Genomic DNA, 16,302 nt, shown 5'->3' on the forward strand with positions numbered 1-16,302 from the left:
TTCCTTTCACTCTGTCTTCGATGAAAGGATTTTTATTTATGAAAAAAAAATTATTATTTACATTATTACCAATTGCTTCAGCATTTACATTTGTGTCTGCTGGATGTAATGGTAATGCTGAAGAAAGCAAACTTATCAAAATTTATATGCCATCAGATGGTATGGAATATACCAATGATGTACAACAAAAAGAAATGCTTGATATCATTAATCCAAAATTAAAAAAATATAACATTCAAGCAGAATTCCAAAAAGCAGGAGGCGATGATAAAGTAACATTAAATGATGTTTTAACTAACGATAATGTTATTGCTTTTCCAGCGGTTTCAAAATATTATCTAGATAATGCTAATTATTTAGATTCAACAAATGTTTTTATGAGAACCTTAACAAATGCTTTTAAAAACAATTTATCATCAGCTGGGTATTCAGAGGGTGAAGACAACTATTTAATTAAGCAAGCAAAAAACCAAAATGAAATATTTAATAGTCACAACGGTTATGCTAATTGACCTTCTAAAGACTATATTAATAGTACATATGAATGATGCTATGAACCTAACAAAACTGTTGGTTGACAAAGAGGCTCAATTTGAATTATGGGTACCGATGAAGAACTAGCAAAAATTAAAGAAGCATGAAATACACGTAATTATGAAGAATTTAGAAAATTCGGAATTATTATGGGTAAAGAAGATTCAGGATCTAAATATTTATTGCCACAAGCTTTATTTAGAAAACAATTTAACAAATATTTTGCTAACTCTTCATTTAGTGAAGAACTTAACAATGCTCAATTATCATCATACTATACTAAGAGTCTTAAAGCAAAAGATATGGGCAAACAAAAATCGTATAAAATTGCTTTTGACAACGAAATGGCTTTTGCTTATACCAAAAGTGATGGCAAAAAATATGTAGTTAATCAAAAAGAAAATCCAGGAGCAAAACTTGAGATTTTAACCGTAACAGATGCTATTCCATATAACATTGGAGTAGCAAGTAAAAATATCAAGCAAGATATTTTAAATGCTATTCTTGATGGTTTTAAAGAAACAGTTAAATTAAATAAAAACTTTGTAGGAGTCGCATACGGTTTTAATGATTATGCAGCTGTTACAAATGTAAATGATGAAATTATAAAAATGTGCAAAGAAGCAGGCATTTAATGGATATAAAATTTACTAATGTTTTTATTAAATATAAAGACGATGAGCTTTTAAATGATTTAAATCTAGAATTTAAACCAGGCAAGTTATATGGAATTTATGGCAAGAGTGGAGTTGGAAAAACTACTTTATTAAAAGCAATTTTAAATAACAAAATAATTGCTTCTGGTGATATCTTAATTGATGATAAATCAACTAGCAAAATGAAAGCTAAAGAGTTTAAAAAAATCAAGAATAATTTTGCCTTTTTATTCCAAGAAACAGGCTTATTAGACAATTTAGATGTTTATGAAAACATTAAATTAAAACTCGATGAAAAGTATAAAAATTGGTTTTTTAAACTCTTTAAAATATTAACTAAAGATCAACTAAAAGAATTAAATGATATTTTAAATTCACTAGAAATAGCAGATAAAATATTCACCCCTGTGAAATTCTTATCAGGTGGTCAAAAACATAGAGTTGAAATTGCTGCCCTATTATTTGAACCTAAAAAAGTAATTTTAGCTGACGAACCAACTACAGGGTTAGATTCATTAAACTCTAAACATATATTTAAATTATTAAAAGAATATGCTATTCAACATAACGCAATAGTTATATGTAATATACATGATATTGAAAACTCATTAGATTATATAGATGAAGCAATTTTTTTAAAAGACAAAATTGCTATTAAAAATTTTGACTTTAAAAAACTAACCAAGAAAGAAATAGACGAGCTATATGAATAAGTTTTTTTATCAATACTGAAATAATGACAAAAAAACCAAAAGACTAAATCCTATATTCAAATATATTTTGATTGCTATTTTAATAGCTTTTGGTATATATTGTGTTGCAACTATTAATTATTCATCTTCAAAGCGTGGACCAGAATTATTTGCAAAATATTTTAAAGAAATCTTCAAATTTAAATCAGACCATGCTGATTTCAAAAACGAAAATTTTTGATTAGTTTGTTTAAGAACTCTTTTCTATACAATTCAATATACTGCACTTGGATCATTAATAGGTTTTGTTTTAGCCTTCTTTTCAGCTTACTTAGCATCAATTAATTTACATAAGCATAAGTCTTTAACTATTACATTTAAAATCGTTATATTGATATTAAGAAGCATTCCAGTTTTTTTCTTTTTAGCACTATTTAAAAGTGGTTTTGATAAATTATTACTAGCTACTTTAATACTATCTTGATTTACTTGATTATGGCTTCATAAATATCTTGTTGATATATTCGAGACAACAAATATTAAATATTTTCAAAATGATCTTTTATTAGGCAAATCTAATTTTAAAGCTTTCCTAAATGATGTTTCTATTAGAAATAAAAGTAAAATCATTATGCTTTTCGTCTTTAGTTTTGAATCTAACTTAAGATGAACAACCATTTTATCAAGTGCTGGATTAATTGGTATTGGAAATTTAATAGTTGTAAATTACTTTAAAGATTTCGCTTATATTGGTATACCTTTAACATTATTATTAATTGTTTTAATATTACTTGAAGGTATTACAATTTTCTTAAATTATTTAATTTTTAAACCCAAAGAAATAAATATTAATAAAAAATATTCAAAAATTAAAAGATTATTTTTAAGAAGTGATTTTTATTGCTGATTTCTTTTAATTGTGATGGTAGCTATTTTCATTTCAACTTTATTCCAAATTAATTATTCAGTTTTAAGTGCTAAATCAATTCAGGATACCTTTTATTCGATGATCAAACCCGATTATAGTTATTTAGTTTCTAACAGTAAAACAATTTGATATAACTTCTGAATAATTATCAAAATAGGTTATGCTGGAACTTTAATTTCTTTCTTTTTAAGCTTATTAATAGCCATATTAGGAAATAACAAACTTAATCATTTTGTATTTCCGATCTTTACTAAACTATTACTGTTAATAGCCCGGATTATTCCAATTGCCTTATTATTTATTATGTTGAGAATAATATATCAACCTGAAGCTACATTATTATTAATCATAATTTTCTCTATTTCAAGAAGCATGAGTAAATTCTTTATAGAATCAATTAATAATGTTGATGAAGTTAAAATTAATAATTTTAAAGTATTCGGCTATTCAAAACACAGGATTTTAGTCAGATATATTCTTCCCGAAGTTTGATCAGAATTAATAACTTACACAATCTTTAGATTTGAACTTTCATTTAGAAATCTTATTAACTTAGGACCTTTATCAACTGTAGGTATTGGATCGTTATTATATTCGTTTATGTCTAAAGATAATGAACTAGATAAAGTTAGTGCATTAATATTGCCTATCATGATTTCAATAATTTTAATTGAATGTATTAATTATGGTTTAATGTACTTTAAAAAGCATAATGAAAATAAATATGCATTAGTAAATTCTTAATTACAAAATATTAATATGTAATATGTGACTTTGTATATTGCATATTTTTTTCTTTAAAATAACACGTAAATTTTACTTGCTGTTTTTTACTAAAAAGTCTGTTTTATAAGCCTTTTAAGATATTAAGATCTGTATTAATTTAATTAATTTTTATTCATTCCAGAAATAAAAGTCCCAACATTTGAAAATGTCGGGATTTTTCTGTCCTTTTGGTAAAATAAAAATGATAAAAAGAAAGGACAACATAATTATATATGAAAAACGATAAAAAAATTTTCTGTACTTTGGTTAGAAGTAAAAATGTGCATAACAAAATTCAAACTTCACAAATTCATTTCGCTGTTGATAAGAATTACTCTGAAATTTTAAGCCGCTCGAAAAACTACTCGACACACAAAAACCATATCGGTTTTGCAGAAGTGTTTCAGATAATATATGGATTACTAAATTTTCAATCTTTAAAAGAAATATCTCAAAATATTGAAATATCGACTAAAGCGATTAAAAGGTTTTTATTTAAATATTCAAAAGGAATATATTTAGGCAAAGGCGATAGAAAAACCTGTGATTGTTGTGATGCTAAACTTAAAAAAGTTCGTTATTTAAATCTTGATGAATTTATGATAAATGTTGCTAATTTTGATAAAAGTAAAAGAATAGCATATTCAAAAAAGAAAATAGAACAATATCAAGATTTTAGAAATTTTTGAACAGAGCTTTTTGATGATTATACCCAAAATAGAAATAATAAAGATTTAGCAAAAAGAACGCCTAAGCTAAGCGCTAACGAAATATTAAGAAGATTTGAAGAAAAGTATCCAAACAGCTATAAACCTTCAAAATCTATGGTATATAATTTGATATCACAAAGAGTCTTTAAAGACCTTGAAATAGGCATTTTGGTCAATTTATCCACCAAAGGAATTAAACAAAAACGACCCCCAAAAAGAGACAGTCGAAAGCTTAAAAAGATTGGAGTTAGCATTGATCAACGCAGCACAGAAATCAATGAAAGACTTAGAGATAATGATTATGAATTAGATACTGTTATTGGTTCAAAAACTGATCAATGTTGTTTCGTAACGCTAATTAATAGAAAGACTAGACGCTTCTATTTTCATATGGTACGGCGGACTAGCACTGGTGTTAGAGATGGGCTGATATACCTAATGCAAAAATATAACTTGACAATAGATTCGCTAACCATAGATAATGGTAGTGAAAATGCGAAACTAGATGAAGTGCCAGGTATTAAGCAAATATATAAATGTCACCCATATTGTTCGGGAGAAAAAGGCTCTATCGAAAACTGCCACAGGTTATTAAGACGGTATTTTAAAAAAGGCAAGTCTATAGACCCTTACTACGGTCAAGATTTGACTCCTGTTATGGATTTTATAAATAATTACAAGAGAAGCATTCGCTTCTAATCCAAACTTTTTATGTGCTAAAAAGTTTGACAAAAAGGCACTTACTTTTTGGAAAAAAGTAAGCAAAAACTCAAGTTTTTTACAAAACTTGGTATTTTCGTTTAAATTTTTTTAGGATTTTAAAGCTTTTCTTGGTAATAATTTATAATTTTTGTAACATTTTTGATTTTACGCAAAATTAGGACTTTTAAAATTGGAATTTATAATTTAATTAATTTTCTCTGCTTAATATCATGCAATAAAAATATCTCTGACGACACAGAGATACATTTACTAAAATCCATTATCATCAAAAATGGCTGTTATTTTTGAACCGTCTCCAAATCCGTTAGGATATAAAATTCTTAAATTTTGACGATATGAATGAGTTTGTTTTGCATAAATTGAACTATTTGTTCCATCTATTAAATTATAAGCATATAAAGGTTTATTGTTTTCTAAGACAATATCATTAGTTAAACTTAAAGGAGCATAGCCACCTAATTTCATTAAGTCACCAAATTCTACATTGCTAGTTACAGCGTCATAAATACCAACTATTTGCCCAAAGTCATTATAAGCCACTGAACCACTCGCTCCATAATATAAAGAACTAAATTTAATATTATTATTTATTCCATAAAAACTAATAAGAGGACGTGATCAAACATTGGTATAAATAGATAACGAATTATTTCCTAATTTAATTTCAACATCATTAGTTGAATATGCAAAAGCATCTTTATTTTTAGGACTTCTTACGTAGCTGAATTGGTCATTATATCTTTCTACTGGATTATTTTGCATTCACATTGAACCAGCAGAACCACTATCTTTAGGATAGCCGGCAATATAAACATTTTCAGCGTTGCTTAATGACTTGTTATATACTGGATTATCCTTACCCACTTTTTTGCCTTTTGAATAATAATCATAAGTAAAGAATTTACTATTAGTTGATTTATCAATGTTTGGAACATTTTTAGCTTTAATTCTTTCATTATATTTATTAACTGCGTTAATAGCGCCATTTATTCAGGTTTTAAGATTTGCATCAGTATTGTCTAAGTCGACATCTAATTCAAATACTCCGAAGTCAGTATAAAATGGTATGTTTTTTGGATCTTCATTTTTAAAATGTTTAGCTATAAAATCAGATGTTGAATTTGGAATATGATTTGTGTTTAAGAATTCATCTCAAATGTTTTTGATTTCAGCTTCATGATTTTTATAGACTGATTTATCCATATAATCAACAGCGGCAAACACTATCTTAGGTAAACTGAATGTATTGTTTCCGTTTTTAATAAATTGCAGTGTACCACCTCTAGCACGGTATATATCCAATGGACTTTTATTAGGCAATGGATCATATGAAGTTGGAACATTTGATTTTCCAAGTCAAGCTCCTGCTAATTTCTTCTTAGAAGGATCCACATAATTAAGCTTTTTGCTCATGCTTTCATCTAATGAATTACTAAATGCTCAAAGCACATGCATATTAGTTGCGAAAAATAATTTATATTTGTTAGTATCTTTATACTTATGATAATCAAGCAATCAAGTAGTTCCTACATGTTCATCACTTACAAGAGTTATGCCATCTTCTTCATAGAATGAATAACCGATTGTAAAGGTTCTATCTCAAATTTCTTTATAGATATCTTTAGGATCCGGTTTATCAAATTCGCTAACATAGTTAGGGTATGAGTTTGCCTTTTTATAGTTATTGTGAGGAGAGAAAGGATCAAATGGATTAGTTGGGTCTTCCTCATCTTCATCATCTACAGGAGAAGGTAAAGTAGGGAATTTATCATCAATTTCAGCAATTATCTTTTCATCGCTTTCTGAAATTTGCCCACCATTATTGATTATTTTTTTGTTTAAAGCATAAATTTGTTTTTTATATTTATCGAGTTTATCTTTCTCTAAATATAATTGACTTTGTTTACCTTTTTGATTATGTTTATTGACATTAATCATTTGTTCATAATCAATTACTTTAGTTTCAAGATTTTCTTTTTCATCACGAGCACTGTCATATTTTTTGATTAATTCATTATAATCATTATTTAATTTTTCTAAATCTTGTTGATTAGATTTTTTGCCTAATTCTGTTGTTTCATTGGTGTATTTGTCAATTTTCTTTTTTTCTTCACTAATTAAATCTTCATAAGTTTTAGTATCTTTAACCTTTTTTGAATAATCCTTGAATGTTTCACTTTTGGTTTTATAAGTATCATTCAACTTTTTAAGTTCACTAATTTCTTTTTCTTTAGAATTCTTAATATCATTTAAGGTGGCTAAAATACTTTTCTTTAACGTTTCTATATCTTTATCATCCCAATCAGTTAGAATATTACTTTGGTATTGATAAGAATCGGAAATAAAGTCTAGAGTAATTTTTTCAGCTCTTGGATCTTCTTTAAATGATTCCTTGAGACTTTCAACAACCTTTTTCAAAACATTATTAGGATATTCTAAATGGACTACATCTTTTGTAACTAAGTCACGCAAACTAATTTCAAGATTAGAAAATTTATGTTTATCTTCCTTATATGTTTCGTTTTCTAAATAAACCTTTTTAAAATCATTTAATTGTTTTTCTATATTAGAAAAAACAACATTAGTTTTCTGATTAAAATCATCTAATCAATCTTTAAAGTTTGGATATGTTTTTAATTCTGCAATCAAACTTTCTGAAATATTTAAATCGCTATCTGGTTTTTCTTCTTTCAAAGCCTTAATTGAATTATTTACATTATCTTTAAAAGTTTTTCATTGTTCACTTGCTAAAGTATTGACTGGATTAGACAATGTTTTATTCAAGTTTATTGTTAAAATGTTATATAAAAATTGATTTATAAGTGTTCCATTATTAAACTTTTGAATTAATTCATAACTATTTTGATTAAATGTTAAAAGACTTTCTTGAATGTTTGAAAAGTTTTTAACTAATACCTCAGTTGATTCCAATGCACTCATACCTTTTAAGATTTTATCTATGTTTGTTGCTAATTCTTCTTCGTTACCTTCAAGTTTATTGAGAGCTGCATCTACTGATTTAGTAGTTTTATCATGTAATTCTTCAATATTTTTTTGGAAATATTCTTTAATCTTATCGATATCTTCTTGAGAAGGAGTTTGGAACGCTTTTATTTTTTCATTAATATCTTTTAAATCTTTTTCGCTTTGCGTAATTTGATTTAATACTTTTGAATTTGCATCTTTATAGATTGTTGATACATTGTCACTTATTAATTTATATGAATTAACGCTTTTTATATTAGTTTCATTAATTTTAGTTTCACTTTTTAAAAGGTTGATCAAAATATCATAACGGTCTCTTAATGATTCCGTTGAAGTTGCTTTTGCATTTTCGATTTTTACTTCAAGTTCCTTTTTCTCTTTGTCTAATTTTTGAAAATTAGCTTTTGCTTTATCTAATTCAGTTTTAACTTCATTTAATTCTTTGCTTAGTTTTGTATTATTAGCTTCTAGTTCATTATACTCATTAGATAGTTTAATTGCATCAGCTAAACATTGTTCAATTTTTAAACGAATAGAATAAACTTCTTTTTCTAATTTTTCTATTTGTTTAAGTTTATTTTCATCAATTGGAACTTTGATATTATCTAATTCTTTTTCTGAAACTTTTTTATTAAAGCATGAGCTTGAAACTAATATAGTTGTTAAAGCAAAAGAAGAAGATAAAACATATAACAATTGCTTAGTTTTTTTCATCTTGCTTCCTTTCTTTTGTTAATTATTTAAATTGATAATTATTTGGAATTACATTAACTCCATTTTCAAATAGTCTTGTTTTATAGGCATCTCCGTAAATTTGTTGTAATGCTCAACGATATGATGTATATTAATTTTTGCCACCACCATATACTAAGTCATATTGTTCAAGATTATATTTTCCATATTGACCTTTATAGTCATAACCATTGCTTCTTAATGCTTGTGTTAATGATACTAAAGAGTTTCCGATAGCGTCGCCAGCTGCAAAGTTAATAGCTAAAATATTATTATCTATATCTTTAATTAAACTACCAGATGCTCCTTGTAAAGGTTCTCAACTAGTTAGGTTATATCCTAAACCATAATTAATATATTCATAACCACTATATGTAGTATCTTTTATATTCTTAAGATTTCTTACATTAAAACCAGTTTTATTATTAATAATAGTATTTGTAATCATAATATCTGTTATACCAGGCATAGCAATAAAGTTTCTCATAGCAACTGACTTGCTTAAGCTGTTACCATATTGTGTAACACCTCTAGTATCATCATTTGACTTGTTAGTTCATAATGAAGTTGTGAAGTCTTTTTCATATTCTTCAGTTGGGTTCGTAACACCAAATGAAGGTTTAGAACCATAATCATATTTTGCTCTAGGGAATCCTAATGCTAATAAATCAACATTAATTTTTGTGATTTTTGTACTACCAACAGTGACTTTTTCAGTATTTAATGCATCATAATTTTGAATTAAATCAAAATTAGCTAATTTAGGTTTTTCAGATTCATTCAATTCAGCATAACTAGTAGTGAATTTTTTAGCTAGATTTTGAATAGTGTCTATTTTTTGAGGGCCATTAACTGTTGAGTATTCATAAAAGTTATCACTTGTTTTTGCTTGTTTTGAAAAATCTACTTCTAAAACAGCAAAATCCGCCATTTCTTGTAAATCTTTAAATTTAGAATCTGCTGCTAAATATTCGCTTGGATTTTGTTTTAAAAAGTTAGTTCCAGCATAAATAATATTAACTTGTGATGGGGTTAGTTTTACTCTATCAACATATGGGCTTTTTGAAGTGATTTCTAAAGCTTTATTAATTGGTGTATTTTCATTAAAATGATTTAACTCAATTCATTGAGTTTGACCTTGCATATTTTCTAATGCTTTTTCATATTCTTTTACAGCATTTGTATATTCTACACTAGGCTCATTTGGATTAAGAGTGTCTTTTAAGCGTTTAACTTTTTCAGCTGCTGCTTGAATATCATCATTTTCTTTTTGCAATTCTGGTTCATAAGAAAAAATGTATTTTGAGCTTTTATCGAAATGTTTTTTAAGAGCCATAGCGACGTGTAAATTAGTTGCTATGTATCATTTTGTTGGATATGACCCATCATTAGTAGGTTCATAATCTAAGATTCATGCAGTACCATATTCAAGAACACTTGGTGAAATAGGCTTATCTGGAGATAATCAATATTCTTGATTTTTTAATAAGCTATTCTTTTCAATGATTTCATTTTTGTTAGAAAAAACAATTGAATAACTTTGTAAAGCCATCTTTTTATACAAGTCATTTTTTAAAAATCTTGCTTTACCTCTATCGCCTGCTGCTGCTTTACTATAAGCTTTTCTTAAGTAAATCTCAATTGGGTTTAAGACCAATTCGCCTTTTTCATTGGGTAATGAGTAATTTTTTAAATATGCATCATTGTAATATTGTTGTAATGTTTTATCGGCTTGATTGTTAAACTTTTCGACTACGCTTTTTGGAAGTTGATTCATTTTATTAATAATTTCTTCATCTACTTGACCTATTTTTTCATAAAGTTGTGGATAGAATTTGCTTTCTTCTTCTATATAGTTAGCAACATTCTTTTGCAAGTATTCAGGAAGATTTGAAACATCATAATTGTAATTAACTTCTACCGGTTTTGGATCTGGTTTAGGAGTGTTGTTATTAGAATCTGTTCCAGGAGTTACTGGTTTATTTGCATCATCTTTTTGTTTGTCTTTGCCTTGACAACCAGCAGCAAGCATTACAAGTGATGAGCTAGTTGCAATTAAGGAAAATAATTTAAGTTTTTTCATATTATTTCTTTAATTCATCAACTGATCCAATGTATGAGAATTTAGCTGGATTAATATCAATGAATTCTCCTTTTAAAATTCTTTCAACAGATTCTATAGTTTTAACTAAAGGCACATAAACCCCTTTTTCATGAGTAAAATGACTTGTTGTGAAAAAGTATTGTGAGAAAAAGTTTTGTAATTGTAAAGCTTTTTTAACCACAATTTTTGATTCATCATCAAGTTCATCAACACCTAAAATCAAGATAACATCTTCTAAGTCTTTATACTTTTGTAAAACCTTTTTCGCCTGTAAAATAGCTTCAAAATGTCTTTCATCTATAATTTTTGGATCAACACTAGTTGATGAAGATTCGAGCGGATCAAAGGCTGGATAAATATTCTTAGCAGTTACTTCACGAGATAAAACTAATGAACCATTCAAGTGGCTAAAGACAGCTACAGCTGAAGGGTCAGATAAGTCATCCATTGGTAAGAATACAGTTTGGAAACTTGTAATAGCACCATTTTCATTAGTAAATAATCTATTTTCGATTTGTGAAATATCTGTATTAAGTGTTGCTTGATATCCACCAAATGATTGTTTTTTATCAAGCGAAGCAGAAACTTCATTTCCAGCTTGTAAGAAACGGAAAATATTATCAATGAAAAGTAAAACATTTTCCTTTTCTTTATCTCTTAAAAACTCAGCAGCTGTTATACCTACTGGTACAATACTCATTCTAGCTCCTGCTGATTCATTCATTTTTGAAATATACATAGTTGATGACTTCATCAAATCAGAAGAAGCCAAATCTTGGTATAACTCAACACCTTCTCTTGAACGTTCTCCGACACCAATAAAGATTGAACTAGTTCTCTTTTGAGTTTTTGAAAGATTAAAAATAATTTCTTTCATTAAAACAGTTTTACCAACACCGGCTCCGCCGAATATCCCTATTTTAGAGCCTTTAAAGATAGGAATGAAAAAGTCTATTGCTTTAATTCCAGTTTCCATTATTTCAGGTTTAAATGAGTAATCATTGTTTTCAACAATAGTTGAATCCATTTCTGCATACTCAAAAACATCATTTTTGCCAAGTAATGACATACCAGACACATTATAAATATTGTTTTTAGCACTTTGTCCAACAGGTACTAAGAAGGTTCTATTAGTATTAGCAATTTCATCATCAATGCTAATTGGGCTTAAAGCTTCAATGATAACAGCATATAATTTTCTTTCATCAAGAATTTTTTTAACCATATAAACGTTTTTACCATTTGCAGAAGTTAAAATTGTATTAATTTTAGGTAATGATTTATCATCGAATGTAACTTCGATAACATCAGTTCAGATTTTTGATATTTTAGCAGACATTATTTAACTCCTATAATTTTATTATTAATTTGTTCATAAAAACTTTTATCTTTTGCAAAGAATTCACCATCAAGTTCGATAGATCATCCTAGGTTATAAATTCTTGAATATTCCATTAAATTAAATGCGAAATAATTTTTAACTAAGCTTTCATCTGCTACTTTATTTACAAGTAGATTTTGGAAGAGTTCTTTGCTTAAATCATCTATTTTGAGCATCTCATTGACAAATTTGATAGCTAGCGGAATATCATCAATTCCTTTTAAAATTTCTCATGAAATTAACTTACTTGTTAAGAACATTGTATGTTCTGAATAAACACTAATTCCTTTTTGAATAAACATACTTTCAACTAAAGCACCATTATTAATTAAGTTAGATGTTTCGTCGTTTAAGTCATATTTTAATAATGCTAATTTAATTTGACGTTTGTATGAACGATAGATTTTGCCAATTTCACCAGCAACTTTTGATATGTATGACTTTTGAACATTTCCACCAATCCGGCTAACTGATAAATCAATATCAATAGCAGGCAATTTACCTAAAGCAAATAATTCACAATTTGTAACAATTTGGCCGTCAGTAATTGAAATAATATTTGAAGCTATAGCACTTGTAATATCGTTTTCAATAGTTTGTAAAATAGGTAAGGCTGTAATTGTATTACGGTTTTTAAATTTACCACTTCTTTCAAGTAATCTTGAATGAGCATAGAACATATCTCCGGGGAAGGCTTCTTTACCAACTGGTTTATTAATTAATAAAGCAATTTCACGGTATATATTAGCGTGATTGGTTAAATTATCAAAGATAATTAAGGCATCATTTTCACGACTAATATTTTCAGCATGTGCCATACCAATATAAGGCGCTAAGTATTGATCAAAAGGACTATTACTTGAAGCATCAATAATCATTGTGTAATCTAATGCTTCGTGTTTTTTAAGTGTGTTATAAACATCAGCTACTTGTGATTGAGGTTGCCCAATAGCTACGTAAATACATTTTACATTCTTGTGTTTTTGATTAATGATTGTATTTAATGCGATGTGTGTTTTACCAGTTTTTCTATCACCTATAATTAATTCTCTTTGGCCTTTACCAATTGGGATTAATAAATCTACTGAAATGTACCCAGTTGATAATTGCTCAGTTAAAGGTTCATATTCAAGCAATTCATTAGGCTTATTAAATGGTTGATTTTCATGGGCGTAATATGAATCAGCTTTGTTTGCTCCTTCAGAATAAAGTACATTATTAGCAATATCTATAACTTTTCCAAATAATGCTTTATTTGTTCTAACAGCCTCAATATTATTACTTTCTTTAACATGCATGCCAACTTTTAACATACCTGGACGCGCATTAGTTAAGCAGTAAGCTTTATCTTCTGTTGCACTTATTAATAATAATTTAATGTTTTCTTTTGACTCCTCAAGCTCGAAAACTTGATTCAATCTATACTTATATTGCCCTTTTAACTCGACAACATAGTCAAAGATTGCATTTATATATGGCTGAGTATTATTTTTAACCATATTACATACCTCCTATTGAAAATACAAATGTAATAATTGCTGCTGCTAGTATTAAGCCAGTTGCTGTTCAACCAGTAATCATTAAACTTTTAGTTCCTTTTGTATTTTTCTTTTTATATTCAATTGTAAGAATTGTACTAATCACTATTATTAATAGTGTTAATGCTATTAATGTGGAACCAACAATTAATAAAACTTTTTTATTATTTTCAGCTTCATTATAATTTTTTAAATTTTTAATTTCATTGTAGGCTGCTTTATATTTTGCTATTTCTTCCTCATCATTTTTAGGGATTATAATGCCCCTATTTAAAGAACCTAAATTAATAAAAGTACTTTGAATTCTTTTAATTAAATTGTTATAAGCATCGTATTCATTTTCTAAACTTAATGCATTATTTGTAGCTAGATTTTTGAGTAAATTAATATCATGTTTTAAGATGTTTAATCCTTTTTCAATAACATCGATTGATAAAGGTTTGCCATCAATTTTAATTTCCTTAAAGTTAATTTCAATGATTTTTTTGTTATTAGCTTCATTAATAACTTTTAAAAATTCTGTATATAAATTAGCATATATAACTGGTAAATATGAGTAATATCCATAAGTAATAGAATGATCAGTTCTAGGGATTGTTCAAAGCAGTTTTGAGCGTTTTTATTCCACCTAAGAAAAGTCCTAATAACTCTGTTTTATAGTGCTTATCGTTATTTACTGATGGACTAGTATTACTATTTTTAAAACTGCTTTCATATTTTTTAACGAGCTTATTAAATGCTGTTATGTACTCTTGTGAACTTGTTAATTTAACTGTGTTATTAATCATATTATAAACAGCACGAGATAATTGTCTATCGGCTAATTTTAATAAATTAATTTCGGGACCTATGCCTAAAGCTTTATAGAACTCAGCATAAATTGATTGAATATAATTGATTGCTGCTTCCAAACTTTTTGATTGAGCTTTTGATGAAATTACTTTAAGTTCTCTTTCATATTCTCTTTGTTGCCCTTTGTTAATTACATCTTCAATTAAAACTGTTGCTTTTAGTTTTGAACTAGCAGTATCATATTTTAAAGTTGATACCTTATAAGCAAAACGAGTGTTAATTGGATTATCAAAGAAGAATATTGGAGTTGCAGAACTTTTATTTCTATTGAACTCTTTGATAAAAGCTGCATAATTATCTTTTTTACCATTTTGCAATGAATCAAAATATTCAAACTTAATAATTGGCGATAAGTTATTAATATTTAAAATTGTGTTATCTTCTTTAAATCAATCAACTGGTTTTTCTTTAGGAATAAGTGGTGGAATGAGTGGTTGACTATCATCTTGTTCTTGGGTTTGATCTTGATTATTTGTTAAGTCAAATATTGTAAATCTTGGATTTATTTTATTTAAAATGTAGTGTTCTCAACTTTCATAACCTTTTGGAACTTCTAATTTTAAACTACTTGTTTTATCATCATAAGTTAATTCAGCGATGGTTTGCTTATCTTTAGGATTAATTTGTGGAATATCATAATCATTAGCAACAATATCCATAAATTGATTTTTTAAATCATTGAAATATGAATCGGTTCTACTTTTAATAGCTTCAAATGTTTCAACATTTTCGAAAGTATCATCAATTACTTTTTCACTAAAACCTTTGCCTGAATAGCTTGTACCCTTAGTTTTACCAAAAACTATTGAATATGTTTCACCACCATATTTTATAGAACCAGCGCTAATTTCTCTATTTTCTGAAATAACTCTTGGATAAACAATTGTAAAACCTCACTCACTAGGATTTTTTAAGATATTAGCTTTATTATTTTCTAAATAATTTGCAACTTTATATAAATAAATTTCATTAACAAAATCTTGTTTATTAGTTGAATCGGCACTATGATAACTCTTTGCTTTTTCTTTTATTTCTTCAATTGCAGAAGTTATTATTTCGGCTAATTTTTCATTAATAACCTTATCGATTTTTTCCTTAAATGTGTCAAAATCAGGGCTAACGGTAGGTTTTGGATCTTCTGAGTTATTATTTGGATTATTAGCTGGGCTGGTTGAAACAAATGCTAAAGGAGCTGCTAAAGGAATTAAAGAACCAATTGATAAAATTTTCTTATTTATTTTCATTTTATCTCCTTTGGTTTAATTGAAAAGTTTACTATTGCTTTAAGTTTAAACATTAAAGTATTTAATTCTTCAATTCTAGTTTGACTTAAAACATTTAAGTTTAAATTAGCATAAGCTTTTTGTAATTTCAATTCTTTTTTATATTTATTTAATTCAACTTCAGCATTTTTTACAAACTCATCATTTTCATCAGCACTAACATAAAATGATAATTCATCATTGTATTTTAGATTGATTTCATTATCAATTCAAGTAATGAAATCATTATCTAATATCAAATAATATTGTTTGTTATCTGATGTAAATCTTAATAATGATTTTCTAAAACTAGCAACTGAGTTTTTTACAAATGTAGCTCAAAAGTCTTCTAATTCACTATTAATTTCTAATTTAGTAATAGGAATATTTAAAATATCATAATTTTGCGAAACCAGCTTTAAATTAATTGTATTGGTCAT

At 26.9% G+C, this 16,302-nt stretch carries 10 protein-coding genes and 1 pseudogene; 4 read left to right on the top strand and 7 right to left on the bottom strand.

Features of this window, described 5'->3' with window-relative positions; translation table 4 throughout:
* The first annotated feature begins 38 nt into the window (after window positions 1-38).
* The 4 genes from cypl to ACJA22_RS02195 all read left to right on the top strand — a co-directional run bounded on the left by cypl (window position 39) and on the right by ACJA22_RS02195 (window position 4,984).
* Window positions 39-1,169 (top strand): ABC transporter thiamine pyrophosphate-binding lipoprotein p37/Cypl, encoded by a 1,131-nt coding sequence (cypl, locus tag ACJA22_RS02180; RefSeq protein WP_406617501.1) that lies wholly within the window; start codon window positions 39-41, stop codon window positions 1,167-1,169.
* On the top strand, window positions 1,169-1,903 hold the full coding sequence (locus ACJA22_RS02185; RefSeq protein ID WP_406617502.1) for an ATP-binding cassette domain-containing protein: 735 nt from the start codon (window positions 1,169-1,171) through the stop codon (window positions 1,901-1,903). Before cypl ends, ACJA22_RS02185 begins: the two co-directional genes overlap by 1 nt.
* Window positions 1,896-3,554: a hypothetical protein gene (locus tag ACJA22_RS02190; RefSeq protein ID WP_406617503.1), complete on the top strand. Its 1,659-nt coding sequence runs from the start codon at window positions 1,896-1,898 to the stop codon at window positions 3,552-3,554. Before ACJA22_RS02185 ends, ACJA22_RS02190 begins: the two co-directional genes overlap by 8 nt.
* A 254-nt stretch (window positions 3,555-3,808) precedes the next feature.
* Window positions 3,809-4,984, top strand: coding sequence for an IS30 family transposase (locus tag ACJA22_RS02195; protein ID WP_406617504.1), 1,176 nt, complete (start codon window positions 3,809-3,811; stop codon window positions 4,982-4,984).
* Between the two features lie 273 nt (window positions 4,985-5,257).
* On the opposite strand, the gene ACJA22_RS02200 is transcribed toward ACJA22_RS02195, so the two are convergent.
* From ACJA22_RS02200 to ACJA22_RS02230, 7 genes and pseudogenes are all read right to left on the bottom strand, one after another.
* Complete coding sequence (locus tag ACJA22_RS02200) at window positions 5,258-8,707, bottom strand: MIP family Ig-specific serine endopeptidase (protein ID WP_406617505.1); 3,450 nt, start codon at window positions 8,705-8,707, stop codon at window positions 5,258-5,260.
* Between the two features lie 22 nt (window positions 8,708-8,729).
* Window positions 8,730-10,808: pseudogene (mip, locus tag ACJA22_RS02205) on the bottom strand (Ig-specific serine endopeptidase MIP).
* A gap of 1 nt (window position 10,809) precedes the next feature.
* Entirely contained in the window at window positions 10,810-12,168 is a 1,359-nt protein-coding gene (locus ACJA22_RS02210; protein ID WP_406617506.1) for an MSC_0618 family F1-like ATPase beta subunit, read from the bottom strand.
* A complete protein-coding gene (locus ACJA22_RS02215) occupies window positions 12,168-13,709 on the bottom strand; it encodes an MSC_0619 family F1-like ATPase alpha subunit (RefSeq protein ID WP_406617507.1) in 1,542 nt (513 codons plus the stop codon). Before ACJA22_RS02215 ends, ACJA22_RS02210 begins: the two co-directional genes overlap by 1 nt.
* Window position 13,710: 1 nt before the next feature.
* Window positions 13,711-13,854 (bottom strand): hypothetical protein, encoded by a 144-nt coding sequence (locus ACJA22_RS02220; protein ID WP_406617508.1) that lies wholly within the window; start codon window positions 13,852-13,854, stop codon window positions 13,711-13,713.
* Window positions 13,855-14,335: 481 nt separating this feature from the next.
* A complete protein-coding gene (locus ACJA22_RS02225; protein WP_406617509.1) occupies window positions 14,336-15,844 on the bottom strand; it encodes an MSC_0620 family F1-like ATPase-associated subunit in 1,509 nt (502 codons plus the stop codon).
* Complete coding sequence (locus tag ACJA22_RS02230; protein WP_406617510.1) at window positions 15,835-16,302, bottom strand: MSC_0621 family F1-like ATPase epsilon subunit; 468 nt, start codon at window positions 16,300-16,302, stop codon at window positions 15,835-15,837. Before ACJA22_RS02230 ends, ACJA22_RS02225 begins: the two co-directional genes overlap by 10 nt.

This window comes from Mycoplasmopsis adleri (genome assembly GCF_045276205.1).
GTDB classification, from domain to species: domain Bacteria; phylum Bacillota_I; class Bacilli_A; order Mycoplasmatales; family Metamycoplasmataceae; genus Mycoplasmopsis; species Mycoplasmopsis adleri.